At 46.5% G+C, this 26,266-nt stretch carries 32 protein-coding genes; all 32 read left to right on the top strand.

The features are described 5' to 3' along the window. Positions 1 to 47 precede the first annotated feature (47 nt). The 32 genes from rpsP to KNP91_RS04720 all read left to right on the top strand — a co-directional run bounded on the left by rpsP (position 48) and on the right by KNP91_RS04720 (position 26,260). Positions 48 to 323 carry a 30S ribosomal protein S16 gene (rpsP, locus tag KNP91_RS04565; RefSeq protein ID WP_012370770.1) on the top strand — a complete coding sequence of 92 codons (276 nt, stop codon included), beginning with the start codon at positions 48 to 50 and terminating at the stop codon, positions 321 to 323. Positions 324 to 412: 89 nt separating this feature from the next. After that, positions 413 to 922: a ribosome maturation factor RimM gene (rimM, locus tag KNP91_RS04570; RefSeq protein WP_214763942.1), complete on the top strand. Its 510-nt coding sequence runs from the start codon at positions 413 to 415 to the stop codon at positions 920 to 922. Then, positions 919 to 1,647: a tRNA (guanosine(37)-N1)-methyltransferase TrmD gene (gene trmD, locus KNP91_RS04575; protein WP_012370768.1), complete on the top strand. Its 729-nt coding sequence runs from the start codon at positions 919 to 921 to the stop codon at positions 1,645 to 1,647. Before rimM ends, trmD begins: the two co-directional genes overlap by 4 nt. 112 nt (positions 1,648 to 1,759) lie before the next feature. Continuing rightward, the gene (gene rplS / locus KNP91_RS04580; protein WP_012370767.1) at positions 1,760 to 2,113 is read left to right on the top strand and encodes a 50S ribosomal protein L19; all 354 of its coding nucleotides are present in this window, start codon (positions 1,760 to 1,762) and stop codon (positions 2,111 to 2,113) included. Between the two features lie 100 nt (positions 2,114 to 2,213). Beyond that, the gene (lepB, locus tag KNP91_RS04585) at positions 2,214 to 2,753 is read left to right on the top strand and encodes a signal peptidase I (protein WP_012370766.1); all 540 of its coding nucleotides are present in this window, start codon (positions 2,214 to 2,216) and stop codon (positions 2,751 to 2,753) included. Positions 2,754 to 2,967: 214 nt separating this feature from the next. Further along, the gene (gene ylqF, locus KNP91_RS04590) at positions 2,968 to 3,834 is read left to right on the top strand and encodes a ribosome biogenesis GTPase YlqF (RefSeq protein WP_214848876.1); all 867 of its coding nucleotides are present in this window, start codon (positions 2,968 to 2,970) and stop codon (positions 3,832 to 3,834) included. A 59-nt stretch (positions 3,835 to 3,893) separates the two neighbouring features. Continuing rightward, a complete protein-coding gene (locus KNP91_RS04595) occupies positions 3,894 to 4,646 on the top strand; it encodes a ribonuclease HII (RefSeq protein ID WP_214848878.1) in 753 nt (250 codons plus the stop codon). Between the two features lie 13 nt (positions 4,647 to 4,659). Beyond that, positions 4,660 to 5,538, top strand: a complete 879-nt coding sequence (locus tag KNP91_RS04600; protein ID WP_214848881.1) for a hypothetical protein — start codon at positions 4,660 to 4,662, stop codon at positions 5,536 to 5,538. Further along, a complete protein-coding gene (locus tag KNP91_RS04605; protein ID WP_214763980.1) occupies positions 5,535 to 5,795 on the top strand; it encodes an EscU/YscU/HrcU family type III secretion system export apparatus switch protein in 261 nt (86 codons plus the stop codon). Before KNP91_RS04600 ends, KNP91_RS04605 begins: the two co-directional genes overlap by 4 nt. An 88-nt stretch (positions 5,796 to 5,883) precedes the next feature. Beyond that, positions 5,884 to 7,044, top strand: coding sequence for an ADP-forming succinate--CoA ligase subunit beta (gene sucC, locus KNP91_RS04610; RefSeq protein WP_012370761.1), 1,161 nt, complete (start codon positions 5,884 to 5,886; stop codon positions 7,042 to 7,044). Positions 7,045 to 7,057: 13 nt separating this feature from the next. After that, entirely contained in the window at positions 7,058 to 7,972 is a 915-nt protein-coding gene (sucD, locus tag KNP91_RS04615; protein WP_012370760.1) for a succinate--CoA ligase subunit alpha, read from the top strand. A gap of 64 nt (positions 7,973 to 8,036) precedes the next feature. Beyond that, the gene (locus KNP91_RS04620) at positions 8,037 to 8,864 is read left to right on the top strand and encodes a DNA-processing protein DprA (RefSeq protein WP_214848885.1); all 828 of its coding nucleotides are present in this window, start codon (positions 8,037 to 8,039) and stop codon (positions 8,862 to 8,864) included. Between the two features lie 47 nt (positions 8,865 to 8,911). Further along, the gene (topA, locus tag KNP91_RS04625; protein ID WP_214848886.1) at positions 8,912 to 11,008 is read left to right on the top strand and encodes a type I DNA topoisomerase; all 2,097 of its coding nucleotides are present in this window, start codon (positions 8,912 to 8,914) and stop codon (positions 11,006 to 11,008) included. A gap of 3 nt (positions 11,009 to 11,011) precedes the next feature. Then, positions 11,012 to 12,316 (top strand): FADH(2)-oxidizing methylenetetrahydrofolate--tRNA-(uracil(54)-C(5))-methyltransferase TrmFO, encoded by a 1,305-nt coding sequence (gene trmFO / locus KNP91_RS04630; RefSeq protein ID WP_214848887.1) that lies wholly within the window; start codon positions 11,012 to 11,014, stop codon positions 12,314 to 12,316. Positions 12,317 to 12,487: 171 nt separating this feature from the next. Beyond that, complete coding sequence (locus KNP91_RS04635) at positions 12,488 to 13,366, top strand: tyrosine-type recombinase/integrase (protein ID WP_012370756.1); 879 nt, start codon at positions 12,488 to 12,490, stop codon at positions 13,364 to 13,366. 13 nt (positions 13,367 to 13,379) lie between these two features. After that, complete coding sequence (hslV, locus tag KNP91_RS04640; RefSeq protein WP_214848888.1) at positions 13,380 to 13,931, top strand: ATP-dependent protease subunit HslV; 552 nt, start codon at positions 13,380 to 13,382, stop codon at positions 13,929 to 13,931. Beyond that, positions 13,924 to 15,294: an ATP-dependent protease ATPase subunit HslU gene (gene hslU, locus KNP91_RS04645; protein ID WP_012370754.1), complete on the top strand. Its 1,371-nt coding sequence runs from the start codon at positions 13,924 to 13,926 to the stop codon at positions 15,292 to 15,294. Before hslV ends, hslU begins: the two co-directional genes overlap by 8 nt. A gap of 16 nt (positions 15,295 to 15,310) precedes the next feature. Continuing rightward, on the top strand, positions 15,311 to 16,090 hold the full coding sequence (gene codY / locus KNP91_RS04650) for a GTP-sensing pleiotropic transcriptional regulator CodY (RefSeq protein ID WP_012370753.1): 780 nt from the start codon (positions 15,311 to 15,313) through the stop codon (positions 16,088 to 16,090). Positions 16,091 to 16,336: 246 nt separating this feature from the next. Then, entirely contained in the window at positions 16,337 to 16,702 is a 366-nt protein-coding gene (gene flgB / locus KNP91_RS04655; RefSeq protein WP_233494516.1) for a flagellar basal body rod protein FlgB, read from the top strand. A 3-nt stretch (positions 16,703 to 16,705) separates the two neighbouring features. Then, positions 16,706 to 17,104 carry a flagellar basal body rod protein FlgC gene (gene flgC / locus KNP91_RS04660; RefSeq protein WP_026828004.1) on the top strand — a complete coding sequence of 133 codons (399 nt, stop codon included), beginning with the start codon at positions 16,706 to 16,708 and terminating at the stop codon, positions 17,102 to 17,104. Between the two features lie 16 nt (positions 17,105 to 17,120). Continuing rightward, complete coding sequence (fliE, locus tag KNP91_RS04665; protein ID WP_026828005.1) at positions 17,121 to 17,408, top strand: flagellar hook-basal body complex protein FliE; 288 nt, start codon at positions 17,121 to 17,123, stop codon at positions 17,406 to 17,408. 28 nt (positions 17,409 to 17,436) lie between these two features. Next, positions 17,437 to 19,005 carry a flagellar basal-body MS-ring/collar protein FliF gene (gene fliF, locus KNP91_RS04670; protein WP_214848889.1) on the top strand — a complete coding sequence of 523 codons (1,569 nt, stop codon included), beginning with the start codon at positions 17,437 to 17,439 and terminating at the stop codon, positions 19,003 to 19,005. A 4-nt stretch (positions 19,006 to 19,009) separates the two neighbouring features. Further along, positions 19,010 to 20,017, top strand: a complete 1,008-nt coding sequence (gene fliG / locus KNP91_RS04675; RefSeq protein WP_214848892.1) for a flagellar motor switch protein FliG — start codon at positions 19,010 to 19,012, stop codon at positions 20,015 to 20,017. After that, entirely contained in the window at positions 20,001 to 20,726 is a 726-nt protein-coding gene (locus KNP91_RS04680; protein WP_114595498.1) for a FliH/SctL family protein, read from the top strand. Before fliG ends, KNP91_RS04680 begins: the two co-directional genes overlap by 17 nt. Beyond that, a complete protein-coding gene (gene fliI, locus KNP91_RS04685; protein ID WP_114595499.1) occupies positions 20,719 to 22,032 on the top strand; it encodes a flagellar protein export ATPase FliI in 1,314 nt (437 codons plus the stop codon). The genes KNP91_RS04680 and fliI overlap by 8 nt, the downstream gene beginning before the upstream one ends. Positions 22,033 to 22,045: 13 nt before the next feature. Beyond that, positions 22,046 to 22,480 carry a flagellar export protein FliJ gene (locus KNP91_RS04690; RefSeq protein WP_114595500.1) on the top strand — a complete coding sequence of 145 codons (435 nt, stop codon included), beginning with the start codon at positions 22,046 to 22,048 and terminating at the stop codon, positions 22,478 to 22,480. After that, the gene (locus tag KNP91_RS04695; protein ID WP_114595501.1) at positions 22,477 to 23,031 is read left to right on the top strand and encodes a MotE family protein; all 555 of its coding nucleotides are present in this window, start codon (positions 22,477 to 22,479) and stop codon (positions 23,029 to 23,031) included. The genes KNP91_RS04690 and KNP91_RS04695 overlap by 4 nt, the downstream gene beginning before the upstream one ends. Before the next feature lie 16 nt (positions 23,032 to 23,047). Further along, the gene (locus tag KNP91_RS04700; protein WP_214764026.1) at positions 23,048 to 24,244 is read left to right on the top strand and encodes a flagellar hook-length control protein FliK; all 1,197 of its coding nucleotides are present in this window, start codon (positions 23,048 to 23,050) and stop codon (positions 24,242 to 24,244) included. Continuing rightward, a complete protein-coding gene (locus KNP91_RS04705) occupies positions 24,237 to 24,707 on the top strand; it encodes a flagellar hook capping FlgD N-terminal domain-containing protein (RefSeq protein ID WP_114595503.1) in 471 nt (156 codons plus the stop codon). The genes KNP91_RS04700 and KNP91_RS04705 overlap by 8 nt, the downstream gene beginning before the upstream one ends. After that, on the top strand, positions 24,707 to 25,603 hold the full coding sequence (gene flgG, locus KNP91_RS04710; RefSeq protein WP_014970679.1) for a flagellar basal body rod protein FlgG: 897 nt from the start codon (positions 24,707 to 24,709) through the stop codon (positions 25,601 to 25,603). Before KNP91_RS04705 ends, flgG begins: the two co-directional genes overlap by 1 nt. After that, entirely contained in the window at positions 25,600 to 25,836 is a 237-nt protein-coding gene (locus tag KNP91_RS04715; RefSeq protein WP_026828015.1) for a flagellar FlbD family protein, read from the top strand. Before flgG ends, KNP91_RS04715 begins: the two co-directional genes overlap by 4 nt. Next, positions 25,811 to 26,260, top strand: coding sequence for a flagellar basal body-associated FliL family protein (locus KNP91_RS04720; RefSeq protein ID WP_026828016.1), 450 nt, complete (start codon positions 25,811 to 25,813; stop codon positions 26,258 to 26,260). Before KNP91_RS04715 ends, KNP91_RS04720 begins: the two co-directional genes overlap by 26 nt. Positions 26,261 to 26,266 lie beyond the last annotated feature (6 nt).

A 26,266-nucleotide genomic window follows, 5' to 3' on the forward strand; every position in this document is an offset into this window, starting at 1 on the left:
TTTGACTAAACGAAAAAAAATTATTTATTATTTGGAGGGACTTACGAATGGCAGTTAAAATTCGTCTTAAGCGCATGGGCGCAAACAAATCACCTTTCTACCGTGTGGTAGTAGCAGACTCACGTGCACCACGTGATGGTCGTTTCATCGAGCAAATCGGATACTACAACCCGGTTGCTAAACCAGAAGCAGAAGTAAAACTTAACGAAGAGCTTGCTCTTAAATGGCTCGCTGAAGGTGCTAAACCTTCGGACACAGTTCGTAACCTCTTCTCAAAAGCTGGTATCATGGAGAAATTCCACAACGCGAAACTCGCGAAGTAAGACTATTGGAGGTGAGCGAAAGCTTACCTCCTTTTTGTATGGCAAAATAATAACAAGAAATAAGACTTGTGGATAAGGAAGTGAAACAGATGGAATGGTTGGAAGTCGCAAAAATCGCCAACACGCACGGTTTGAAAGGCGAATTGAAACTCCTCGCAAGCACGGATTTTCCGGAACAGCGTTTTAAAGTCGGTAATGAGGTATTTCTTGAGTCGAACGGAATCTACACGCCGTTTACGATCAGCAGTTACCGCAAACATAAACAATTCATCATGGTGACGTTCAAAGGCATGCAACACATCAATGATGTCGAGAAATATAAAGGCTTGAAACTGTATGTGCATCCGGAAGCCTTACAAGAGCTCGGAGAACATGAATTTTATTACCATGAAATCATCGGCTGTACCGTCTTTGACGGTGAGGATGAAATTGGTGTCGTATCCGAGATTCTCGAGACGGGCGCAAACGACGTCTGGACGATCAAACGTCCCGGCAAAAAAGATGTGCTGATTCCCTATATCGAACAAGTCGTCGCTTCAATTGACGTCGAAGCCAAACGGATTCAAATCACACCGTTACCGGGTTTGATAGAAGGATGAACATCACGGTCCTGACGCTATTTCCGGAAATGTTCACGGCACTGAATCACTCGATTGTCGCCCGTGCGCAAGAGGAGAAACGGATTGAACTCAACTATGTCAATTTCCGGGACTACTCGACGAATCGTCATGGTCGTGTCGATGATTCCCCCTACGGCGGTGGGGCAGGCATGTTATTGATGCCCCAACCGATTTTTGACGCAATCGCCGACTTGCCTGAAGCAAAACGGCGTATCATTGCGTTGACACCAACAGGGCGTCGGTTTGATCAACGTCTTGCGGAAGAATGGTCCAAAGAAACGGATCTTGTCTTTTTATGCGGTCATTATGAAGGGTTCGACCAACGGGTTCATGATGAACTGGTGACAGATGAAGTCTCACTTGGCGATTTTGTTCTGACCGGCGGCGAACTTGCAGCCATGACGATGATCGATGCGACGGTCCGCCTGTTGCCGGATGTTCTCGGAAAGGCCGCGAGCCATGAAGACGACTCGTTTTCGACCGGTCTGCTCGAATACCCGCATTACACACGGCCGGCTGATTTTCGCGGTTTGACGGTCCCGGAAGTTTTATTGTCGGGTAATCATGCCCGGATTGAAACGTGGCGCCGTGAACAGGCATTGAGACGGACGCTTGAGCGGCGACCGGATTTACTCGAAACGGCCGACCTGTCCGAGACCGACCGCCGTTACCTGCAATCAATTTCAGGATTGTCAAACGACTGAAACTGTGATAAGTTAAAACATGTGGCAAAAGCCACCTATTAACGATGTTCCGCTGTTGGATGCCAGAGGCAAATGAAGATACGAACATTGGTGAAAAAAGGAGAAATCATTCATGAACACACAACAATTGTTCCGTGAAATTACACAAGAACAAATCAAGTCAGACGTCCCTGCATTCCGTCCTGGTGATACAGTCCGCGTCCACGTTAAAGTCGTCGAGGGAACGCGTGAGCGGATCCAGCTTTTCGAAGGCGTAGTCATCAAACGTCACGGTGGCGGCATCAGCGAAACGTTTACAGTTCGTAAGATTTCTTACGGAGTTGGCGTTGAGCGTGCATTCCCGCTTCACTCACCACGTGTTGCGCAAATCGAAGTCGTTCGTTACGGTAAAGTCCGTCGTGCGAAACTTTACTACCTCCGTAACCTTCGTGGTAAAGCGGCTCGTATTAAAGAAATTCGTCGTTAATCATGTGAAAAAGTGGCTTGTCTCCGGACAAGCTTCTTTTTTTTATCGTTTATGCGTATACTAGGTTTAGGCAAGAGATTGAGTTGAAGGAGTGGAACGCGTGAAGGAGTTATTTAGTTGGATTAAGGCGCTGGTCGTGGCGCTCGTAATTGCGTTCATCATCCGAACGTTTTTATTCGTCCCGGTTATTGTGGACGGCGAATCGATGATGCCGACCTTACACAATTCGGACCGAATGATTGTCAATAAGGTTCCTTATTATTTCAATGAACCGGAACGGGGGGACATCGTGGTCTTCCATGCGACAGAAACACGGGACTACATCAAACGTGTGATTGCTGTTCCAGGTGATACGATGTACTACAAAGATGATACGTTATACGTCAACGATAAAAAAGTCGAGGAACCTTATCTGAATGAATTTAAGGCACAGATGAACGGTGTTCCTTTAACAGAAGACTTTACATTGGAAGAAAAAACAGCACAAAAAACGGTTCCAAAAGGAAAAGTATTTGTGATGGGGGATAACCGTCAAAACTCGAAAGACAGCCGGGATATCGGTTTTGTGGATGAGGATCAAATCGTCGGTACGACGAATTTCGTCTTCTATCCGTTTAATGATGTCCGGTCCGTTGATTGATGAAGGAGATCCTCTTTCAAGAAACGAAGTTCACAAAATGTGGACTTCGTTTTTTTGTTCGGACGGGGACAGGGTTCTTTTCTGTCGAAAAGTTGCGTATACTAGAGAATGGATCGTTTCTCTCGAACAGACAGTGGATCGGTAACACGGGACACGACGTATATATCGTTCATTATTAGCAGTCCAAGCACTATGAAAACTTGAGGTGGAAGAAATGACAATACAATGGTTCCCGGGACACATGGCGAAAGCACGCCGTGAAGTGACGGAAAAATTAAAATTGATTGATGTCGTCATCGAATTAGTCGACGCACGTTTACCGATGTCGAGCCGTAATCCGATGGTCGAACAAATCACAGCAGGCAAACCACGACTGATCGTCCTGAATAAATCAGATATGGCGGATGCCCGGCTGACGGAAAAATGGATGCAGGCACTCCGTAAAGACGGTGTCGACGTCATCGCCGTGGATGCGAAGCACAGTAAAGGGTTGGGTCAGATTCATGAAGGTGCCTTACGCTTGATGAAAGACAAACATGACCGGATGCGGGATAAGGGACGGAACCCGAGTGCGATTCGCGCGTTGATCATCGGGATTCCGAACGTCGGAAAATCAACCTTGATCAATCGGTTGGCCGGACGGAACATCGCAATCACAGGCGACCGTCCAGGTGTAACGAAACGTCAACAATGGATCAAAATGAAAACAGGTGAAATGGAACTACTCGATACACCGGGAATTCTTTGGCCGAAGTTCGATGACCAGCTTGTCGGTTACCGTTTAGCGGCGACGGGTGCCATTAAAGATGATATCCTGAATATCGATGATATCGCCTTGTTTGCAATCCGAGAGCTCAAGTCCCGTTATCCGGAGCAACTGAAAGCCCGTTATCGGTTACAGGATGTGTCAGGTGAAGCCGTCGAAGTGCTCGAAGCGATCGGTAAAAACCGCGGTTTCGTAACAGGCGGTTATGTCGACTTTGAACGGACAAGTGAAATGTTGCTTCATGAGCTACGGACGGAGAAAATTGGTCGTGTCACGCTCGAGACCGTCGAAGAGTGGGCAACCGTCACAGAATAAGACAGGCTTGGGTTTCTCATCATGAGAAATCCAAGCTTTTTTCAAAAAGGAGCTACGTCATGAACATAACGGAAATCAAAACCCGATTGGCACACGCTTCGCGTGAAGAATTGGAACAAATTAAAAGGGAATTCGCCGAAGATGAACGAAAAGGTGTTGTTACGGCCCTGAAACAAGCAGAACGTCGATTGTTGCATGAAGAGCAGCAACGTGTCCAGTTCCAGGAGCGGTCCCTGTTCGAAGACCGGTACCGTGCACAAGGGCATCAGCGAATCGCTGGAGTGGATGAAGTCGGCCGTGGGCCGCTCGCCGGTCCCGTCGTCGCAGCAGCCGTCATCCTGCCGGCCGGCTTTTATCATCCCGGATTGACGGATTCAAAACAGATGTCCAAAAAGCAACGAAGCGCCGCTTATCAACATATTCAGGAGGTCGCAGAAGTCGCAATCGGTATCATCGAGCCGGAAGAGATCGACCGGATCAACATCTATCAGGCCTCGAAGCAAGCGATGCAACAGGCTGTTGCTCAGTTGACACCGGATGCCTTGTTAGTGGATGCAATGACACTCGATGTCGATTTTCCGCAAGAGTCTCTGATCAAAGGAGATGCGCGGAGCGTCTCGATTGCAGCGGCGAGTGTCATCGCTAAAGAAACACGGGATACGATGATGGAACAATACGCCGTTCTCTATCCGGAGTACGGTTTTGATCAACATGCCGGGTACGGGACAGCACAACACTTACAGGCACTCGATCGTGTCGGGGTGACACCGATTCACCGGAAGACATTTAAACCGGTCCTCGACCGACTTTAGGGGGTAAACCATCGTGCAAATTGAACATCGGGCCTTACTGCCTTTTAAAATCATTGATGCGACCAACCAACCGTTGCGTGAAGGGGCCAACGTCATCGGCAAAGTATTGAAGCTGCTTCCGGACGGTCTGATGGAACTGCAGGTTGGTCAACGTGTCTTGACGGCAGGAACGACAGCCGAGCTGAAAGAAGGTGCGACCTACCGTTTTACCGTCACGAGCACAGATGGACAACCGGTTCTAAAAATCGTAGCAGAAGAGTCCGCACCAAATAAGGCGACAGTCTTACCGGCCTTTAACCGGTTAACCCACTTTTCGAATGACTCGATCCCGCAAACGACGCGGGATGTGTTGCAACAGCTGGGGAAAAAAGTGATGGAAGGATCCGGAACGGCATTTAAACAAGCAATCATCGAATTGGTCCAACTCGCTCGGCATGCGGACGGCATGGCGGAAGGACAATTGGACCGGAAGACCAGTGATCAAGTGCTCGCCCAACAAGTCATTCAAGCAACGAATGAAACCGGGCGCGGTATTTTTTTGTTTCAATTACCGCAATTCGGTCCTTTTGAGGAAGTCGATGTCACAATGGAAGCGCCGTTTGATCAAAAAGAATTTAATCCCGATCACGCCCGCATCGCTTTTTACTTAAAACTGCCGAAAACCGGTGAAATCGCATTGGATTTATTAATTACGGATCGAAAGATTGCGATTTCCGTTTTTCATCCGGATGAGCGGATAGCAACGTTCATGTCCCATTATCAGCCGACTATCGAGCAGCGTCTGCACGAGCAAGGGTATGATTTGATTCGTTTTGAACAGATCGAATCGGAAAAAGAACGGATTTCATTTCAACCGACGGATCGAAACGGAAGGGTGGACTATCAGATATGAAAAAAGCCATCGCCTTATCGTATGAGGAACAGATGCAGGCGCCTAAGGTCGTCGCGAAAGGATCGGAACGGGTCGCGGAACGAATTCTTGAAGAGGCGTTACAGCACAACATTCCAATCCGTGAAGACGCGACGCTGATTACATTGCTCGATGCCGTTCAAGTCTCGGAACAAATTCCAAACGAATTATACGGAGTCATTGCCGAGTTGTTTGCCTTTTTATATCAGCTCGATCAAACGGAAATTTTGAAGAAATAAATGCTTTCGGTCGATAACGATAGACAGCGCTTCCAATTTTAACTACAATGAAAGAGCCGAAACTAAAGGGGTTAAGGGGGATTTTTTCATGAATGTACATGAATATCAGGCAAAAGAGTTACTTCGTTCGTACGGTGTACCTGTTCCGAACGGAATTGCAGCATTTACAGTCGAAGAGGCAGTCGATGCAGCAGAACAATTGTCAGGTCCGATCAAAGTCGTAAAAGCACAGATTCACGCAGGGGGTCGCGGTAAAGCCGGTGGTGTTAAATTGGCTAAATCGCAAGAAGAAGTGAAAGAATTCGCGACAGAGTTACTCGGCAAAACACTCGTCACGCATCAAACAGGTCCAGAAGGTAAAGTCATTCAACGTCTTCTTGTTGAAGAAGGTTGTGCGATTGACAAAGAATACTATCTCGGGATTGTCCTTGACCGTGTAACGGGACGTGTCGTCATCATGGGTTCAAGTGAAGGCGGAATGGATATCGAGGAAGTCGCAGAAGCAACTCCGGAAAAAATTATCAAAGAAGTAGTGGATCCGGCAGTCGGCTTACAAGCTTTCCAAGCGCGTAAACTGGCGTTTGCAATGGGTGTTCCGGTTAAGCTTGTCAACAAGTTCGTCGGCATGGTGACGAAATTGTATACATTCTTCGTCGATAAAGATTGTTCAATCGCTGAGATCAATCCACTCGTCACAACAAAAGACGGTGATGTTTTGGCACTTGATGCAAAACTGAACTTTGATTCAAACGCGTTATACCGTCATGCCGATGTCGTTGCACTTCGTGACGAAACGGAAGAAGATCCACGCGAAGTGGAAGCTTCTAAAAATGACTTAAACTATATTGCACTTGACGGAAACATCGGATGTCTCGTCAACGGTGCAGGACTTGCCATGGCGACGATGGATATCATCAAGCACTTCAGCGGCGATCCGGCAAACTTCCTTGATGTTGGCGGCGGTGCGACGAAAGAGAAAGTAACAGAAGCCTTTAAATTGATTTTGTCGGATGAGAACGTCAAAGGAATTTTCGTTAACATTTTTGGTGGAATCATGAAATGTGACGTCATTGCAGAAGGTATCGTTGCAGCAACAAAAGAAGTGGGCTTAGAATTGCCACTCGTCGTCCGTCTCGAAGGAACAAACGTCGATGCCGGAAAACAAATTCTCAAAGATTCAGGTCTAGCGATTACAGCAGCTACATCAATGGCAGACGGCGCAGAAAAAATTGCTGCGCTCGTGAAGTAAGGGGGAGCTAAGGATGAGTATTTGGGTAAATGAATCAACAAAAGTCATCATTCAAGGAATTACAGGGAATCAAGGAATGTTCCACGGTGAACAGATGATTGATTACGGAACGAACCTCGTCGGTGGTGTGACACCAGGTAAGGGCGGCACAGAAGTATTAGGTGTACCGGTCTTCGATACAGTCGCTCAAGCAGTCGAAAAAACAGGTGCCAATGCTTCGATCATCTATGTACCGCCTGCATTTGCAGCGGATGCCATCATGGAAGCGGCAGATGCGAACATCGCCTTGATCATCTGTATCACGGAAGGAATTCCGGTTCTTGATATGGTCAAAGTAAAACGTTACCTGGACGGAAAACCCGTTCGTCTGATTGGACCAAACTGTCCGGGTGTGATTACACCGGGCGTTGCGAAACTCGGAATCATGCCTGGATACATTCATACACCAGGTCACGTCGGTATCGTTTCTCGTTCTGGAACGTTGACGTACGAAGCGGTTCATCAATTGACGACAGCAGGAATTGGTCAATCTACTGCAGTCGGAATCGGTGGCGATCCGGTCAACGGAACAGACTTCATCGATACGCTCAAAGCGTTCAATGAAGATCCGGAAACAAAAGCCGTCATCATGCTTGGTGAAATCGGTGGAACGGCAGAAGAAGAAGCGGCAGAGTGGGTCAAAGCCAACATGACGAAGCCGGTCATCGGATTCATCGGTGGACAGACAGCGCCTGAAGGCAAACGGATGGGTCATGCCGGTGCCATCATTTCAGGTGGTAAAGGAACTGCTGCAGAAAAAATCAAAACACTTCGTGCCAACGGGATCGAAGTGGCAGAAACACCAGCAATCATTGGTGAGACGTTAATTCGTGTCATTAAAGAAGCCGGTATTTACGATGAATGTGTCACAGGTTCAACTGTGAACTAAACAAGATGTCAGCTGTCCTGATCTAATCAGGACGGCTTTCTTCTATATAAAAGGAGCGTAATGAATGGAGAGAGAACTGTATGCACGTTTTGCGACTTGCCGGGTTCCGTATTCAATCGTTGTCTTGATCGAGCAGTACGGTCTTTTACCGGTAGAGGATTTGCCTGTGTCGAGATCCATCAAAAACCGCTATCAGCAAGCCCTACAATTGGATCAAGTCCCAACGAACCTTCTTGTTCCGGGAGATCTGTATTTCCCAATGCAGTTACTTCAGATTCCTCAACCCGTCTATGGACTTTTCTTCAGTGGTGATCCTTCCTTATTGAGACAGCCGATGATCAGTATCATCGGAAGCCGTCAACCTTCTCCTTCTCACTCAAAACGTCTATCTTTCTTACGTCCATTTTTTGAATCGCCGTTCGTTACCGTGTCGGGTGGCGCACTTGGTATTGATTCTCTCGTACACCGTCTTTCCCTCAAACATCATCAGGCGACGATTGCCGTACTAGCGAGCGGGTTTGACTTTTTATATCCTGCAAGGCATGCGCCGTTGTTTCAACGGATTCAACAAGACGGACTGCTTTTATCGGAATATCCTGCTCCTAGACCCGTCAAAAAACATCAGTTTTTAGAAAGAAACCGGATCATCTCAGGTTTGGCATCAGGATTGATCATCGTCGAAGCGACACGGAAAAGTGGGACGATGAATACAGCCGGACATGCGCTTGAACAAGGAAAAGACGTGTACTGCATTCCGGGATGTCCGACGGAAAAACACTTTCAAGGAACAAATCAATTGATTGCAGAAGGCGCGATTCCACTCTTAAATCCGGAAGAAGTTTCAAAAAGTATCTTGATGAACGTTGACAAATGGGAATCGAGACTACTATGATAAGTGAGATTAAAATACGAGTACGCCTCTAATAGGGAGCGATTGTAATGGCAAAATATTTAGTAATTGTCGAATCACCTGCAAAGGCAAAAACCATCAAACGTTATCTCGGTTCAAACTATACCGTGAAAGCTTCGATGGGACATGTCATCGACTTACCGAAAAGTCAAATGGGTGTTGACGTAGAACATGACTATGAACCAAAGTATATTACGATTCGTGGTAAAGGGCCGGTTTTAAAGGAATTGAAAACGGCCGCTAAAAAAGCACAAAAAATTTATCTCGCAGCCGACCCGGACCGTGAAGGGGAAGCGATCGCTTGGCACTTAGCGAAAGCCCTCGGTGTCGATGAATCGACAGAATGCCGGGTTGTCTTTAATGAAATCACAAAAGACGCCATCAAAGATTCGTTCAAGAGACCCCGCAAGATCAACTACGATCTTGTCGATGCACAACAGGCACGGCGTATCTTGGACCGTCTTGTCGGTTACAGCATGAGTCCGTTACTTTGGAAGAAAATTAAAAAAGGTTTGTCAGCAGGACGTGTTCAATCGGTTGCCGTGAAGATGATCATCGACCGCGAACAGGAAATCAACGCCTTTTTACCGGAAGAATATTGGACGATCAAACTGGAGCTTGATGCAAACGGCGAAAAGCTGGAAGCGAATTTTTACGGAATTGACGGAAAGAAACGTGAACTGCACTCGGAAGAAGAAGTCAATGAAGTATTGGCTAAACTATCCAAGTCCTTTACGGTCGATTCCGTGACGAAAAAAGAACGCCGGCGTAATCCGGCCTTGCCGTTTACGACGAGTTCGCTCCAACAGGAAGCAGCCCGTAAGCTGAACTTCCGTGCGAAAAAGACGATGATGATTGCCCAGCAGTTATATGAAGGAATCGAGCTCGGAAAAGAAGGGACAGTCGGTTTGATCACCTACATGCGAACAGACTCGACACGAACTTCTGAAACGGCGAATCTCGAAGCGCACGGCTTCATTGAAAATGCGTACGGAAAAGAATATATCGCTGTTGAGAAACGGAAAGAGAAAAAAGCGGCAAATTCGCAAGATGCCCACGAAGCCGTTCGTCCGACGTCGACGATGCGTGATCCGCAGCTTGTCAAATCGTATTTGTCCCGGGATCAGTTCCGGTTATACAAATTGATTTGGGAACGGTTTGTTGCCAGTCAGATGGCTCCGGCTGTTCTCGATACCGTAAAAGTGGATTTGGTTTCAAACGATGTCATGTTCCGCGCAAACGGTTCAACGGTTAAATTTGCTGGATTCATGAAAGTCTATATTGAAGACACAGATGATGAGACGGTAACGGACGTCAAGGACGGATTATTACCGCCGCTTGAAGACGGGGAAGTCTTGGAACAGGAAATGATTGAACCGAAACAGCATTTTACGCAACCACCACCGCGGTATACAGAGGCACGCCTCGTCCGGGCGATGGAAGAACTCGGAATCGGTCGTCCGTCGACCTATGCCCCGACACTGGATACGATTCAAAAACGCGGCTATGTGACGCTGGAAGAGAAAAAATTCCTGCCGACTGAACTCGGAGAGCTGGTCATCGACATGATCAGTGATTATTTCCAAGAATTTATCACCGTTCAATTTACGGCGGATATGGAAGCCTTACTTGACGCGATTGAAAAAGGTGACATGCAGTGGACCGAAGTCGTCGATCCGATTTATAAATCGTTCGAAAAACGACTGACGCGTGCCGAAGCCGAAATCGAAAAAATCGAAATCAAAGATGAACCGGCCGGAGAAGATTGTGAAGTCTGCGGTCACGCGATGGTCATCAAGATGGGCCGTTACGGCAAATTCATGGCGTGCTCGAACTTCCCGGAATGTCGGAACACCAAACCGATTCAAGTTGAAATCGGTGTCAAATGTCCGACTTGCGGAACAGGTGAGATCGTCGAACGCCGGAGTAAAAAAGGCCGTTTGTTCTACGGTTGTTCCAATTATCCGGAATGTGAATTCGTCTCATGGGATAAACCAGTCGAGGAACCATGTCCGGTGTGTAGCAGTATGATGGTACAAAAGAAAATCAAGAACGGTGTGAAAGTAGAATGTACGTCTTGCGGACATCATGAAACACGCATCGATCAGGAGCAAGAGGAGGAATGACCGATGAAACGGGTAACCGTAATCGGCGCCGGACTCGCAGGTTCTGAAGCAGCATGGCAACTTGCGAAACGCGGTGTACAAGTAGATTTATATGAAATGCGACCGGTGAAGCAGACACCTGCTCACCATACGGATCAGTTTGCCGAGCTCGTCTGCTCGAACTCACTGCGGGCGAATCAACTGACGAATGCAGTCGGCGTATTAAAAGAAGAAATGCGACAACTCGACTCACTCATCATGAAAGCGGCTGACTTGGCAAGTGTGCCGGCAGGCGGAGCACTCGCTGTCGACCGGCATGACTTTGCCGGATATGTGACGGAAACATTAAAAAATCATCCGAACGTCACGGTTCATCATGAAGAACTTGAAGCGATTCCGGAGGGTCCGACCATTGTCGCAACAGGTCCTCTCACAAGTGCCGCTTTGTCGGAATCACTAAAGCAGTTTACCGGAGAAGATTATCTGTACTTCTTTGATGCTGCCGCACCGATTCTTGACGGCGATACGATTGACCGCGATAAGGTCTATTTAAAGTCACGTTACGATAAAGGAGAAGCCGCTTACTTGAACTGTCCGATGACAGAAGAGGAGTTTACGCATTTCCATAACGAGTTGATCAAAGCGGAAGTCGTTCCGTTAAAGGAATTCGAGAAGGAAATTTACTTCGAAGGATGTATGCCGTTTGAAGTACTGGCGTCACGCGGACCGAAGACACTATTGTTCGGACCGATGAAACCGGTTGGTCTCGAAGATCCGAAAACCGGTAAACGTCCGTATGCCGTCGTTCAATTGCGTCAGGATAACTCAGCCGGGACACTGTTTAACCTGGTCGGCTTCCAAACGCATTTGAAGTGGGGCGAGCAAAAACGAATCATCCGTTTGATTCCGGGTCTTGAAAATGCCGAAATCGTCCGTTATGGTGTCATGCACCGGAACACGTTCGTTAATTCACCGAACCTGTTGCAACCGACGTATCAAACACGGACACGTCATGATTTGTTCTTTGCTGGTCAGATGACGGGTGTCGAAGGGTACGTTGAATCGGCAGCATCCGGCTTGACGGCAGGGATCAATGCAGCACGTCTCGTCAATGAAGCGGAACCGGTCGCGTTCCCGAAAGAGACGATGATGGGTGCAATGGCACATTACATCACGACGACAGAAGGAAAGAACTTCCAGCCGATGAACGCAAACTTCGGATTGGTACCGGGACTTGTTGGACAGACAGGTCGCATGAAGAAACCTGAAAAATACGGGCTCCTTGCCGAGCGGGCATTAGAAGCGATTAAAGACTTTACCGATATGTAAGTGAGATGGGGGAGAAGACGCAATCCAGCGTTCTTTTCTCCCATTTCTTAATTTGTCATAAAAGCGTGATAATTTTGTCATTTTTCCGATTTTTGGTCTATTGTCAGACTACTTACGGTGTGCTATGCTAAGGGCGATTCGAGTATGAAATGGTTAGAAGGGGGCTCATCCATGGGAGTAGACTTAGAGTTTGACGTACTGCGGAAATCGTTTTTACGGTATGTACACATCGAACGTCAATTATCTCCAAATACGGGCCGTTCTTATGATCAAACACTTCGACAATACGCCGCTTTTTGCCTCGATCATCAGCTGGGATCGATTGAATTGGCAACTGCACGGCGTTATTTGTTTGCTCTTTATGATCAAAAAGCATCTAAATCAACGATTGCTCAAAAAGTATCTTGTTTGAAACAGTTCGGGCGTTTTGTGACACGGGATACGAATGATGTCAATCCATTTGAAGGATTAAAGGCACCAAAGCGTGTCCAAACGCTGCCGACGTTTTTAGTCCCATCAGAATACGAACGATTTTTAGAAGTTTTCCGAACGTCGGATGCATTAGGTGTACGGAATGTGGCATTGATTGAGTTGCTGTATGCAACAGGGATGCGTGTCAGTGAATTAGCCGGATTGAACGTAAAAGATTTAGATTCGGACTTGGAATATGTTCATGTATACGGAAAAGGACGAAAAGAACGGATTACACCGATTGGGTCATTTGCGAGAAAAGCCTTGACCGACTATTTGGCGGAACGACAACCGACCGAGGACGAAGAACAAGCCGTTTTTCTTTCCCGTTCAGGCCGTCGTCTGACAACGGACGGGATTCGGAAAATCTTAAAAAAGGCAGACCCCTTTTTATCGAAACATGTGACACCACATGCTTTACGACATAGTTTCGCGACCGACTTACTGGAACGTGGAGCAGATTTACGAGCGGTGCAAGAATTGCTTGGGCATGCTTCATTATCGACGACAGGGCAATATACACACGTCACGACGGAGCGGCTACGACATGTTTATCAGCAAGCGCATCCGCGTGCCTAAGGGAGGAAATAGGATGTTTCATGCAACGACGATTTTTGCGATTCAACATAACGGTCAATCTTCCATGAGCGGAGATGGACAAGTGACTTTCGGTAATCAGGTCATCATGAAGAAAAGTGCAAAAAAAGTCCGGCGTCTCTATGGTGGAAAAGTGATTGCAGGATTTGCCGGAAGTGTAGCTGATGCGTTTACGCTATTCGAAAAGTTTGAAGCAAAACTTGAGATGTACAACGGGAACCTGCAACGGGCAGCCGTGGAATTAGCAAAGGAATGGCGCGGCGATAAAATGTTACGCCAACTTGAAGCCTTGTTGCTTGTCATGGACGGAACACATTTACTGCTTGTTTCCGGTAACGGAGAAGTAATCGAACCGGATGACGGTATTTTAGCCATCGGCTCAGGCGGCAACTATGCTCTCGCGGCGGGTCGTGCACTTGCTCGGCATGCCGGACATATGACGGCTGAGCAAATCGCCCGTGCAGCTCTTGAAACAGCAGGAGAGTTATGTGTATTCACAAATGATCAAATCATTTTAGAAACGATTGGGGGAAGTGCAGATGCATGAATTTACACCGAGACAAATCGTGGAAAAACTAAATGAACATGTCATTGGTCAGGCGGATGCAAAACGAGCCGTCGCGATTGCACTTCGAAATCGTTACCGCCGGCAACTGCTCGATCCGAGCCTGCGTGATGAAGTGACACCAAAGAATATCCTGATGATCGGACCGACTGGTGTCGGGAAAACAGAAATTGCCCGTCGACTTGCTAAACTGGTCCGCGCACCATTCGTTAAAATTGAAGCGACGAAGTTTACAGAAGTCGGTTATGTCGGTCGGGACGTTGAATCAATGGTCCGTGATCTAGTCGAAGCTTCACTCCGCCTCGTCAAGGATGAGAAAAAGGAAGCTTTAAAAGAACGGGCTGAAGCGGTCGCGAATGAACGGATTGTGGATGCACTTGTCGGTAAAAAAGCGTCGACAGGTCTCGGTGGAGGAAATCCATTCGAGATGTTATTCGGTGGCACCCAAAAACCGCCTGAACAAGAAACTGCGAATGACACCGCCGATCGCTCTGTCATTCGACAACAGCTGTTCCAAGGTCAACTAGAAGACCGCATGATTGATGTTGACATTGAAGAACGTCAAATGGATTTGTTCTCCGGACAACAAGGTATGGAAGGTCTTGCGAATCTGCAGGATATGCTCGGACAAGTCATGCCGAAAAAAACAAAAAAACGTCAGCTGAGCGTTAAAGAGGCACGTCCGATTTTGACAGCAGAAGAAGCAGAACGTTTACTCGATTTAAATGAAGTCCATGATGAAGCCGTTCGTCGTGCAGAACAGATGGGTATCATCTTCGTTGATGAAATCGATAAGATTGCCACGAAGGGACAAGACAGCGCCGGTGTATCGCGCGAAGGTGTCCAGCGTGATATCCTTCCAATCGTCGAAGGTTCGACTGTCGTAACGAAGTACGGTCCTGTGAAGACCGATCATATGTTATTCATTGCAGCCGGGGCTTTCCATATGGCAAAACCATCCGATCTGATTCCGGAGTTACAAGGACGTTTCCCGATTCGGGTCGAACTCGACAGTCTGACGGAAGATGACTTCGTCAAAATTTTGACAGAACCAAACCAAGCATTACTCAAGCAATATAAAGCGTTGCTTGGGGCAGAGCAAGTCCATGTCACATTTACGGAAGACGCGATTCGTCAAATTGCACGGATTGCGGCACAAGTAAATGATGAAACAGATAATATCGGTGCTCGCCGTTTATATACCATCATGGAACGTGTATTAGAAGAATTATCGTTTGAAGCGGCAGAGATGCCGGAGACAGACGTCACCATCACACCTCAATATGTCATGGACCGCGTCGGAAAAGTAGCAGATGATCGTGACTTAAGTCAGTTCATCTTATAAGTGGAGGAAGAAAATCATGAATTTACTGGCAAAAACACGAAAGCTCAACACGATGTTACAACAAGAAGCAAGCACACATGTCGACTTTAAGGTCATGGCAGATCGGTTAAGCGAAGTCATGGAATCAAATACCTTTATCGTCAGCCGTCGTGGAAAGTTGTTAGGGATTGCAATTAAACAACAAATCGAGAATGCACGGATTCGTGGATTCCTCGAAGAGCGCCAGTTCCCGGAAGATTACACCAAAAAATTGTTTAACGTCACGGAAACGACTGCGAACATCGCGATTGACAGTGAGCACACAGCGTTCCCGATCGATAACCGCGATATGTTCGAAACCTCAAAAACGACGATCGTTCCAATTATCGGTGGCGGGGAGCGCCTTGGAACACTTGTCCTTGGCCGGATGCTCGAAGACTTTAATGAAGAAGACTTAGTCCTTGCTGAATACGGAGCAACGGTCGTCGGAATGGAAATCTTACGCGAGAAAGCCCATGAAGCGGAAGATAAAGCGCGGAAGAAAGCCGTCGTTCAAATGGCAATCAATTCTTTATCCTATTCGGAACTTGAAGCGATCGAACACATCTTCGAAGAGTTGGACGGAAACGAAGGGTTGCTCGTAGCCTCTAAAATTGCCGATCGTGTCGGCATCACGCGTTCAGTTATCGTGAATGCTCTGCGGAAACTTGAAAGCGCCGGCGTCATCGAGTCCCGTTCACTTGGTATGAAAGGGACATATATCAAGATTTTAAATGACAATTTCCTCTATGAGTTAGAACGCATTAAATCGAACTAAAAAAAGGAAAAAATAGAATTTAAAAGAAGACCTAGTAAAGTACTAGGTCTTCTTTTTTTTATAGGTATTATTTATCATTTTTATAAGAAAAGGGTTTAAAAAGCGAAATATTAACATCTCATTACCCTATTTTTCAAAAAACTTCTTTTCAAACATTGACCTATTTGTTTCAATTATTTCAGATATGTTACTAACCGCTTACGGTATAATACTAAGTTTTACGAGATAAATAGAGGTGGAGGTTGAATGATGAACTGGCTTGGTTCAGATTATGCAACAATGACACAGGCTGTCGATCGGACGGTGGCAGCGCAGAAAGTAATTTCAGCAAACATTGCGAACGTCGATACACCTGGATATAAAGCAAAACGTGTAGTGTTTGGCGATGTTTTGGACTCAGAGATGAAAATGAGTTTAAAACGACACGCAACAATCGGTACTTCAGGAAGCATCGTCGAACAATCGTCTGCTATGCGTAATGATGGGAATGGGGTCGATATTGACCTCGAAATGTCTGAATTATCACGCAATCAAATTGAGTACGAGGCATTGGTTGAACAATTGAACCGGAAATTTTCCGGAATTCAATCCGTCATCCGGGGAGGACGTTAATTCATGAGTATGTTTTCAGGTTTTCATACATCAGCAACGGGATTGACGGCACAGCGTCTGCGACTCGATACCGTATCTGCCAATATCGCCAATGCTCAGACGACACGCGGTGAGCTTGTTAACGGAGAATGGCAACCGTATGCCCGCAAGTTAGCCGTCTTGAAAGAAACAGGCAACGGGGTGACAGTCAGCGAGATTCGAAAAGACCAAGAACCATTTAAATTGGAATACAATCCGAATCATCCGGATGCGGATGAACTGGGATATGTGAAAATGCCGAACGTCGATCTCCTGAAGGAAATGGTCGATATGATGGGGGCGACGCGTTCTTACGAAGCCAACGTCACGGCATTGAATGCAACAAAAGCAATGTTAGTCAAAGCGATGGAAATCGGCAAGTAATGAAGGAGATGACACGATGGCGATTCAACCGATTCAAAGCATGCAGATGGTCTTACCGTCTCAATCTGTTGCCAAAACGACACCAAGTGATTTCAGTGAAGTATTGAGTCAGGCCATGAACGGTCTGAACGAGGCGCAACAAGCCTCTTCGCAAGCACGAGTCGATCTTGCGACTGGAAAAACGACAGACTTACATAACATCATGATCAAAACAGAAGAAGCATCGCTTTCTATGCAACTCGCTATCGAAGTCCGGAATAAAGGCATCGAAGCATACCAAGAAATGATGCGTATGCAACTGTGATTGTTGAGGAAAGCGTGGGAGATGTTTGATGAATGAAGGACTAAAAACGCGCTTTGGCGCATTAAAAACGACATGGCAGGAATGGTCGCTCGTCAAAAAGGCAACAATCATCGGAATCATCTTATTTTTAATCGCTGCGATCATTGTTGCAGCGATTTGGCTAAGTAAACCAACGATGACACCACTGTACTCAAAGTTGTCACCGCAAGAGGCTGGGCAAGTGACTGAGAAATTAAATGAAGATGGTGTACAGTCCGAAGTCGTCAGTGGGACAGACGGTGTAACGATTCTTGTACCGGAAGAAAGTGCCGAAAACTTAAAAGTGGAGTTGGCGACAGCCGGAATACCTAAATCAGGTCAAATCGATTATTCCTTCTTCAGCGAAAACGCCGGATTTGGAACAACAGATAAGGAAATGAACATTCTCGAGCGGGACACGATGCAGACGGAATTAGAAAATCTGATTACGCAAGTCAACGGGATTGATGCTGCGAAGGTCATGATTACCTTACCTGAAAAAAGTGTTTTCTTATCAGATAAAGAAGAGACATCAACTGTCTCGGTCGTCTTGACATCAAGCGCCGGCAGCGACTTGAACCAGCAGACGGTTCAAGGTCTGTATCATCTGATTGCGAAAAGTATCCCGAATTTAAAAGAAGAAAACATTACCATCATGGATCAGTACTTTACGTATTATGAGCCGGGTAAAGGAGCACAGACTGCAGGCGGAACGGATCCGATGCAATTGAAGAAAACGACGGAAAAAGATTTACGCCAACAAATTCAGCAGATGCTGTCAGTCGTTCTCGGTCCGCAAAAAGCATTGGTTTCTGTTACGGCAGATGTCGACGTTACGCAACGGCAAGAGGAACAAAAATTAGTCGAACCGGTTGATCCTGATAAAATCGAGGGAATCGTGACATCGGCAGAGAAAGTCGCTGAAGCGTATACGGGAGCGGCCAATGAAGGAACTGCAGGAACGGGTGAGAATGAGACCATTAACTTCCCGCAAGGTACGGGTACGGCAGGGGACACAAGTGAGAAGACACATGACATCATCAATTACGAAGTCAATCGAATTACAAAACAGATTACCGGTGCACCGTATGAAATTCGGGATTTGGGAATTCAAGTCATCGTTGAGCCACCTAAAGGACAAAATCAAATTGATCCGCAACTTCAAACAGATTTACAGACGATGATGTATTCGATCATTCGTACTTCACTGACGAAGACAGATGCGAAGACGACCTTAACCGATGCAGAGCTTGCGAATAAAGTCGTCGTCATGTCAAGACCGTTTGCCGAGACGCCGAAACAGACAGTAACAACGGAAACAACACCAATGTGGGTCTGGTTTGCATTAGGTGCCGCAGCACTGGTTGTAGTAGGAGCCATCTTCCTAATGTTGCGTAGAAGAAAAACAGCTGAGATTGAAGAACTGGAAGAGTGGACACCAATCGAGACAGAGATTCCTGAACTGTCGACAGAGGACACAAGTGAAGGAGCGGTCAAACGGAAACAGCTTGAGAAGCTTGCCGCATCCAATCCGGATGAATTTGCGAAGTTGTTACGCACCTGGTTAGCGGAGGATTGATGAGATGAAGAAATTAGAGATGAGTAGTCGGGAAAAAGCCGCAATTTTAATGATTTCGCTTGGTCCGGAAGTCGCGGCCAGCGTATATAAACATTTGTCGGAAGAAGAAATGGAGTGGCTGACATTACAGATTTCGAGCATAAAACGGATTGATCCGGATGAGAAGCTCGAAGTGTTAGTAGAATTCCATGAATTAGCGACAGCACAAAATTATATCACGCAAGGTGGTATCGGATTCGCCAAATCCGTGTTGGAAAAAGCATTAGGTGAAGAGAAGGCGATGGAACTCATTTATCGTTTGACGTCGACGCTTCAAGTGAGACCGTTTGAGTTTGCCCGCAAAGCGGATCCGAAACAATTGCTGAACTTCATTCAAAATGAACATCCGCAAACGATTGCCTTGGTCTTGGCACATCTGGATCCGGTCAAATCGGGACAAATTTTATCAGAACTTCCGGCAGAAGCCCAGTCAGATGTCGCCCGACGGATTGCAACGATGGACCGGATGAATCCGGAAATCATCAGTGAAGTCGAACAAATTCTTGAACGGAATCTATCGCAAGCGGGCATGCAGGATTATGCCCAGTCTGGTGGAATCGAGGCGGTTGTTCAAGTCTTGAACGGTGTTGACCGGACGACGGAACGAACGATTCTCGATACGCTTGAAATTCAGGATCCGGAATTGGCGGAAGAAATCAAGAAACGGATGTTTGTCTTTGAAGACATCGTTACACTCGATGCCCGAGCTATTCAACGGATTATCCGGGAAGTTTCGAATGAAGACTTGTTGCTTTCGCTCAAGGTGTCTTCAGACGACGTGAAGGAAATGGTATACCGCAACATGTCCCAACGAATGGTCGAATCGTTCAAAGAGGATATGGAATTCATGGGACCTGTCCGATTACGGGATGTCGAAGAAGCACAAAGCCGGATTGTCGGCATCATCCGTCGCCTAGAAGATATGGGTGAGATCGTGGTAGCCCGTGGTGGAGGAGATGATATCGTTGTCTAACGTCATTAAGCGTCAAGTTGTTTTCGACCGGACGCAACGAACGATTTTCCATCAGACGGAATCCGAGCAGGTGACTGAAACCGAACCGCTTGTTTCTTATGACGAGATGATGCGGGAAGGACAAGTCCAACTAAAGCAACAGCAACTGTTGATCGAACAACAAGAACAAATACGGCGGGCAGCTTTGGAGCAAGAGCGGCTCCGCGTGCTGGAAGAAGCGAGACAACAGGGTTACGAAGAAGGTTTTCAGTCGGGTCAACAAGCTGGACGAACACAATACGAACAACGGATTGAGGAAACGAACCAGCTTGCGAACAGGCTCGAACAGATGTTTTCAGAACGAGTCCTCCTGATGGAAGATGAATTGTGTGCACTGGCCCTTCAATTGACGCATCAGTTTATGGAGCAGCTTCACGATAAGGATGAAGAAGCACTTTATCAGACGATTCAACAGTTGATTCTTCAATTTAGAGATCGTGAAAAATTAATTGTCTATACATCAGCTGAAGACTTTGAACGGGTTGTCTTACTGGATGAACGGTTACAGACCATTTTAGGAGGGACGGCAACGATCCGTTTACGGATTGATCCCGAGCTTGATGCACGAGATTTCCGGATTGATTCAGAGAATGGTGCCATCACGGGTGGATTGTCAATCGGTTATCAACGATTAATGGAGCAACTCACCGAGGTGTTACACGATGTATAAACTCAAACAGTTACAAGCAGCGATTCGAGATATTCGTCGGGAAGAACTTGTCGAGCATTCTGGTAAAGTCGTTCAAGTCATTGGTTTGATGATTGAATCACGTGGTCCGACAGCTGTTGCCATCGGCGAGCGGTGCTTGATCCGGATTCATCGTGGAGACGAGATTGAGGCAGAAGTCGTTGGATTTCGAGAAGGACATGTACTATTGATGCCATATGGTGAAACGACGGCCATTGCACCGGGATCGATCGTCATCGCAACAGGAAAACCGCTTCATGTTCCTGTCGGAGATGATTTGATCGGGAAAGTCCTGGATGGTCTCGGACGATCATTAGACGGGAAATCACTGGCGCATTTACGGACGACTTCAATTGTCCGTAAACCACCAAGTCCACTCGATCGTCCGCGGATCGATCAAGTGTTATCAACAGGGATTCGTGCCATCGACGGCTTATTGACCGTCGGACAAGGGCAACGAGTCGGACTATTCGCAGGGTCGGGTGTCGGTAAATCGACATTACTCGGTATGATTGCCAAACGATCAACGGCTGATATCAATGTCATCGCCTTAATCGGTGAACGGGGCCGTGAAGTGAAGGAATTCATTGAGGCGGAGTTAGGTGAGGAAGGCATGAGCCGTTCGATCATCGTCGTAGCGACGAGTGACCAGCCGCCACTCGTTCGACTCAAAGGAGCGTATACGGCAACGGCAATCGCTGAATATTTTCGGGATCAAGGAAAAAATGTCGTATTGATGATGGACTCCGTCACACGTTTTGCCATGGCTCAGCGTGAAATTGGTCTGGCGACCGGCGAACCACCTGCTTCAAAGGGATATACACCGAGTGTGTTCGCCTTGCTTCCACAACTGTTGGAACGAAGCGGTAAAACGACAGAAGGTTCCATTACGGCATTTTATACCGTCCTGGTTGACGGTGATGACATGAACGAACCGATTGCGGATGCGGTCCGCGGGATTCTAGATGGTCATTTTGTCCTCGACCGAAATCTCGCAAACAAAGGGCAATATCCGGCAATCCATATCTTACGCTCCATCAGCCGGGTCATGAATCAAATTACTTCGACCGAACATAAAGATAGTGCGATTACGTTCAGACAGTTACTGTCGACATACCTCGATGCCGAAGATTTGATCAATATCGGCGCGTATAAAAGCGGTACAAACCCCGACATTGATCGGGCTGTTGAAAAATATCCTGAATTAATCGGATTTTTAAAACAACGTGTGGAAGAAAAAAGCCATTTTGAAGATGGAATGAGCCGTCTGATTTCGACAATCCGTTAAAGGAGGTGCACGAATGAAAACCATATATGAACGCATCATTCCTTTAGCGGAAGCGGAAAAGGATCGTGTTTCAAAACATACTGCTGAAAAAAAGAAACAATATGAAATTGAGGTCGAGAAATTGTACCATCTTCTCGTTCGTTATGAAGCTTTTTTAAAAGCACAAAATGAAACAGGAACGGTTGAGCTGCTTGCTTCTCAATACCGTGAACGTGCACGCGATGTCGTCAAACAACAGATTGAACGCCAGCAATTATATGTTACCCAGGCGAAAAATCAGTATGAGCGGGCTCAAATCGATTTAAAAGAGGCTTTGATTGAAGAAAAGAAATTTACACGACTGCAATCAAATCAATTAGAAGAAAATCGGCGGACACTCGCTTTGGTGGAACAGAACCAAATGGATGAATTAGCATTATTGCAGTTTGGAAGAAGGCGAACGACATGAGTGAGAACAAGTCATCAAAACAATGGATTTTGCCCTTATTAATCATCCCGTTGTTATTGTTATTATTTACAGCCTATCTCGTATTAAATTACGCTAATGGGCGTCCGATTTTTTCATTACCTTTCGCATCGGAAGAAGTGACGGATTCAAAAGTAACGTCTTCGAAAAATTCAGAGATCGAACAACGCTTGAAATTAGCCAATGCTGAAATCAAAAAACTACGGGCGAAGACAACTGATCAAGCAGAACTCATCCAAGCAAAAGAACAGGAAGTCGTCCGGTTGATTGCGGAACGGGATCGGTTGAAAAACACGCCGGCTACACCTGCAACGACAGGGACAGATAAGTCTGCTTCGAAAAAGACTGCTGATGTGACAGATGTCTATGCGGAGATGACGCCGAAGGATGCAGCCAATATTTTCAACGAATTGAGTCCGACGGAAGTCGTTTCAATCATTAAAGAAATTGATGCTGAACAACAGGCAGCCATCATGGCAAAGATGGATCCTAAAAAAGCTGCAGCGTTGACACAATTGTTGGCAGTCCAATAAGGGGTGAGAAAATAAGATGAACTTGACGGATGTACAGCAAGCACAAATAGCTAAACCGGTTACGAAGTGGAACGGGAAAGAGCTCCCGGCGAATGGCGTTGGAAATTTTGCTTCGTTACTTCAATACTTAGTGCAACCTCTAGCTGAGGGCGTACAGAACCCTTCACTGGATCAACAGGCAATACCGACTGAAGGGGAGACGAATCTCGAAGTCAAACCGCTGTTGGAACAATTGACCGCACAGCCGGAAAAAGTGTTACAACTTCTGGAGCAACCTGAAGTAGAAGATATAATACATGATCCTAAAAAAGCGACGGAGCTGATTCAGTTCATTAAGACGATACAAGACGGACAGCCGGGAAAAGCGATGGAGTTATTCGAACAATTCCCAGCTTCCCTCCAACAAGTACTTGCAACGGTGATGTTGACCGTCGTCGCTAAGGAACATGTGAAAGGAAATGACTTACCGGCAGGACTAAATGCTCCGGTCATTCAGGCGACTGATGTTTCAGGGACTGTTGGACCGTTTCCGGTAATGCCAGTTGTAACGGCGGTTTCAGCTGTACCGCAAACTAATCCGACGTTAATGAATGCTCCGGGTACTAAAAAAGAGGCAGTGATGCCTTTGCTTTCAAATCGCCTTGTCTCATCTGAACAAACGACACCAACACTGAAAACCAATGTCATGACTAAAAAGGTGATTGAATCCATTCAGGTAGCTGCCGATCCGGAAGGGAAAGAACAACCATCACCGTTGACCGGATTGAAATTTGAACGTATGAACGGTGCATTAGGGGTAGGGGTTCGGCCATCCGTCATGCAACCAAATGTCGATGAACAACTCACGTCCCGGATTGAAGCGGCGATGAAACAAGCACCATTTTTAAAAGGTGCGGACGGTTCGACACGCATGTCGATCCGCTTATATCCAGAACAGTTGGGTGAAGTCGTCATCCAGTTGGATAAAAAAGACGGTTTATTGACAGTAAAGCTTTTCGCGGCGACAGAACAAGCAAAACAAATGCTGGATCAGCAACTCGGAAAGCTACATACATCGTTGCAGCCGCAAGCACCACTCGTCAAAGTCGAAACCGGGATGTTGGCATCGAGTGTCAAAGACTTTGAACAAGGTTTGCCGCAAGAACGACGGGAACGCCAGCAAGAAGAACCTGCACCGTACGAAGAAGAACTAGAGGAGGATGAAGATGACTGATTCCATCAAAAATGATGCGTCGTCCTATCAGTTACCGGAGAAAACGAAAGTACCATCCAGTAACTCGATGGACAAAGACATGTTCATGAAAATCCTGATTGCCCAATTGTCCAATCAAGATCCAACGGCACCGATGGAAGACAAGGAGTTCATTTCGCAGATGGCTCAGTTTTCTTCTCTTGAACAGATGCAAGCGATTGGCAAAGGGATGGATACGATGATGCTCAATCAGCATGCGGCGGCTCTGATGAACTACAGTAATTTAATTGGAAAAAGTGTCAGCTATGAAGGTGAGACTGTCACGAAAGATGCAACGGGAGCAGATGTGACATCGACCGGTAAAGTGACGGCAAACGTCCTCAGTGTAAAGCGTGACGGGGTCGATGTCATTGCCGAGTTATCAAACGGAAAAAGTGTCAGTGTCTACGAATTGACTGAAATTAAAACAAAGGAGGAAAAATAATGTTACGTTCAATGTATTCAGGAATCAGTGGGTTAAAGAACTTCCAAACAAAGTTAGACGTCGTCGGGAATAACATCGCCAACGTCAATACATTTGGTTATAAAAAAGGTCGTGTCACGTTTAAGGATCTTGTCAACCAATCAGTTGGTTCCGCATCAGGTAATGGTGGAGGTGTCGGTGGGACAAACCCGAAACAGGTAGGACTCGGGGCCTCGATGTCAACGGTCGATAACGTTTATAATCAAGGAGCGTTACAAAATACAGGTCGAACGCTTGATGTCGGGATTTCTGGTGAAGGATTCTATCAAGTCTTAACGGCAGACGGTGTGCGTTATTCTCGTTCCGGTAACTTTTATACAGATCTTCAAGGGAACATCGTAACGGGAGATGGAAATTATCTCGTAGGATTGTCTGATCCACCGCCTGCCAACCCTGGACAGCCACCTGCCGATCAAGCAAATCTACCTGCCAACCAATACGATGCTCAAGGTCAAATCACAAACAAAGTAAATAATGGCTACATGAAGTTACAAATTCCGACGGGAGCACAGAACCTTGCAATCGGAAAAGACGGACTAGTCACATTCGTTGATGGAACGGGTAACTTGCAACGAGTTGGTTACGTATCAATGGCCAATTTCGCTAACCCGGGTGGTCTTGAAAAATCAGGAGTGAACTTGTTTGCCGCTTCTCAAAACTCGGGTATCGCAGCGACTGGAACGCCAAGCACAAACGGTCTTGGTCAATTAACATCCGGAACACTTGAAATGTCGAACGTCGACTTATCGGAAGAGTTTACGGAAATGATCATCGCCCAACGCGGATTCCAGGCAAACACCCGGATCATCACAACATCAGATCAGATTTTAGAAGAACTCGTTAACTTGAAACGATGATTACTTTAACGACATTACGTGAAACACCGCTTGTCTTAAATGCAATCTTAATCGAAGCGGTCCGGTCGACACCCGATACGACGATCCAGTTGGTCGGGGGACAGACTTATGTCGTCAAAGAAACATTGGAAGAGGTAAAAGCAGCCACAATCGATTTTTACCGACAAGTCGGTTTAACGGGCTTGAACAGTGCTAGGAGGCTCGAAGATGGCAGAAGAAAAGAAGAAGAGTAAGTTGAAATTACCACTCATCATGGTTGTCGTCGCGATTATGATGGTAGGTGCGGGCTACATGCTTTCAAAATATTTGTTAACGAGTGATCCGACCGAAGCGAAAGTCGAACAACCGACAGGAGCGGAACTTGAAGAGCGAAGTTTTCAAACAGATGATTTGACGACGAACATTGCAGACGAACGATTCTTAAATGTTCAGTTTACAATCGTCACGGATGATGCAGCAACACGGGAAGAACTGGAATTACGCAAGTTTCAAATCAACAATATCATCTTAGGGGATTTAGCTTCGATGAAAAAACAAGATTTAGATTCTAAACAGGACATGGCGAAACTCGAAGAAAAATTACGGGGGCAATTTAAAAAGCTCCTGCAAGAAGGCGATGTTCAACGTGTCTACACGACGAAAAAAATCATCCAGTGAGGTGGC

The sequence above is a fragment of the Exiguobacterium sp. s138 genome (genome assembly GCF_018618775.1).
GTDB lineage: Bacteria > Bacillota > Bacilli > Exiguobacteriales > Exiguobacteriaceae > Exiguobacterium_A > Exiguobacterium_A artemiae.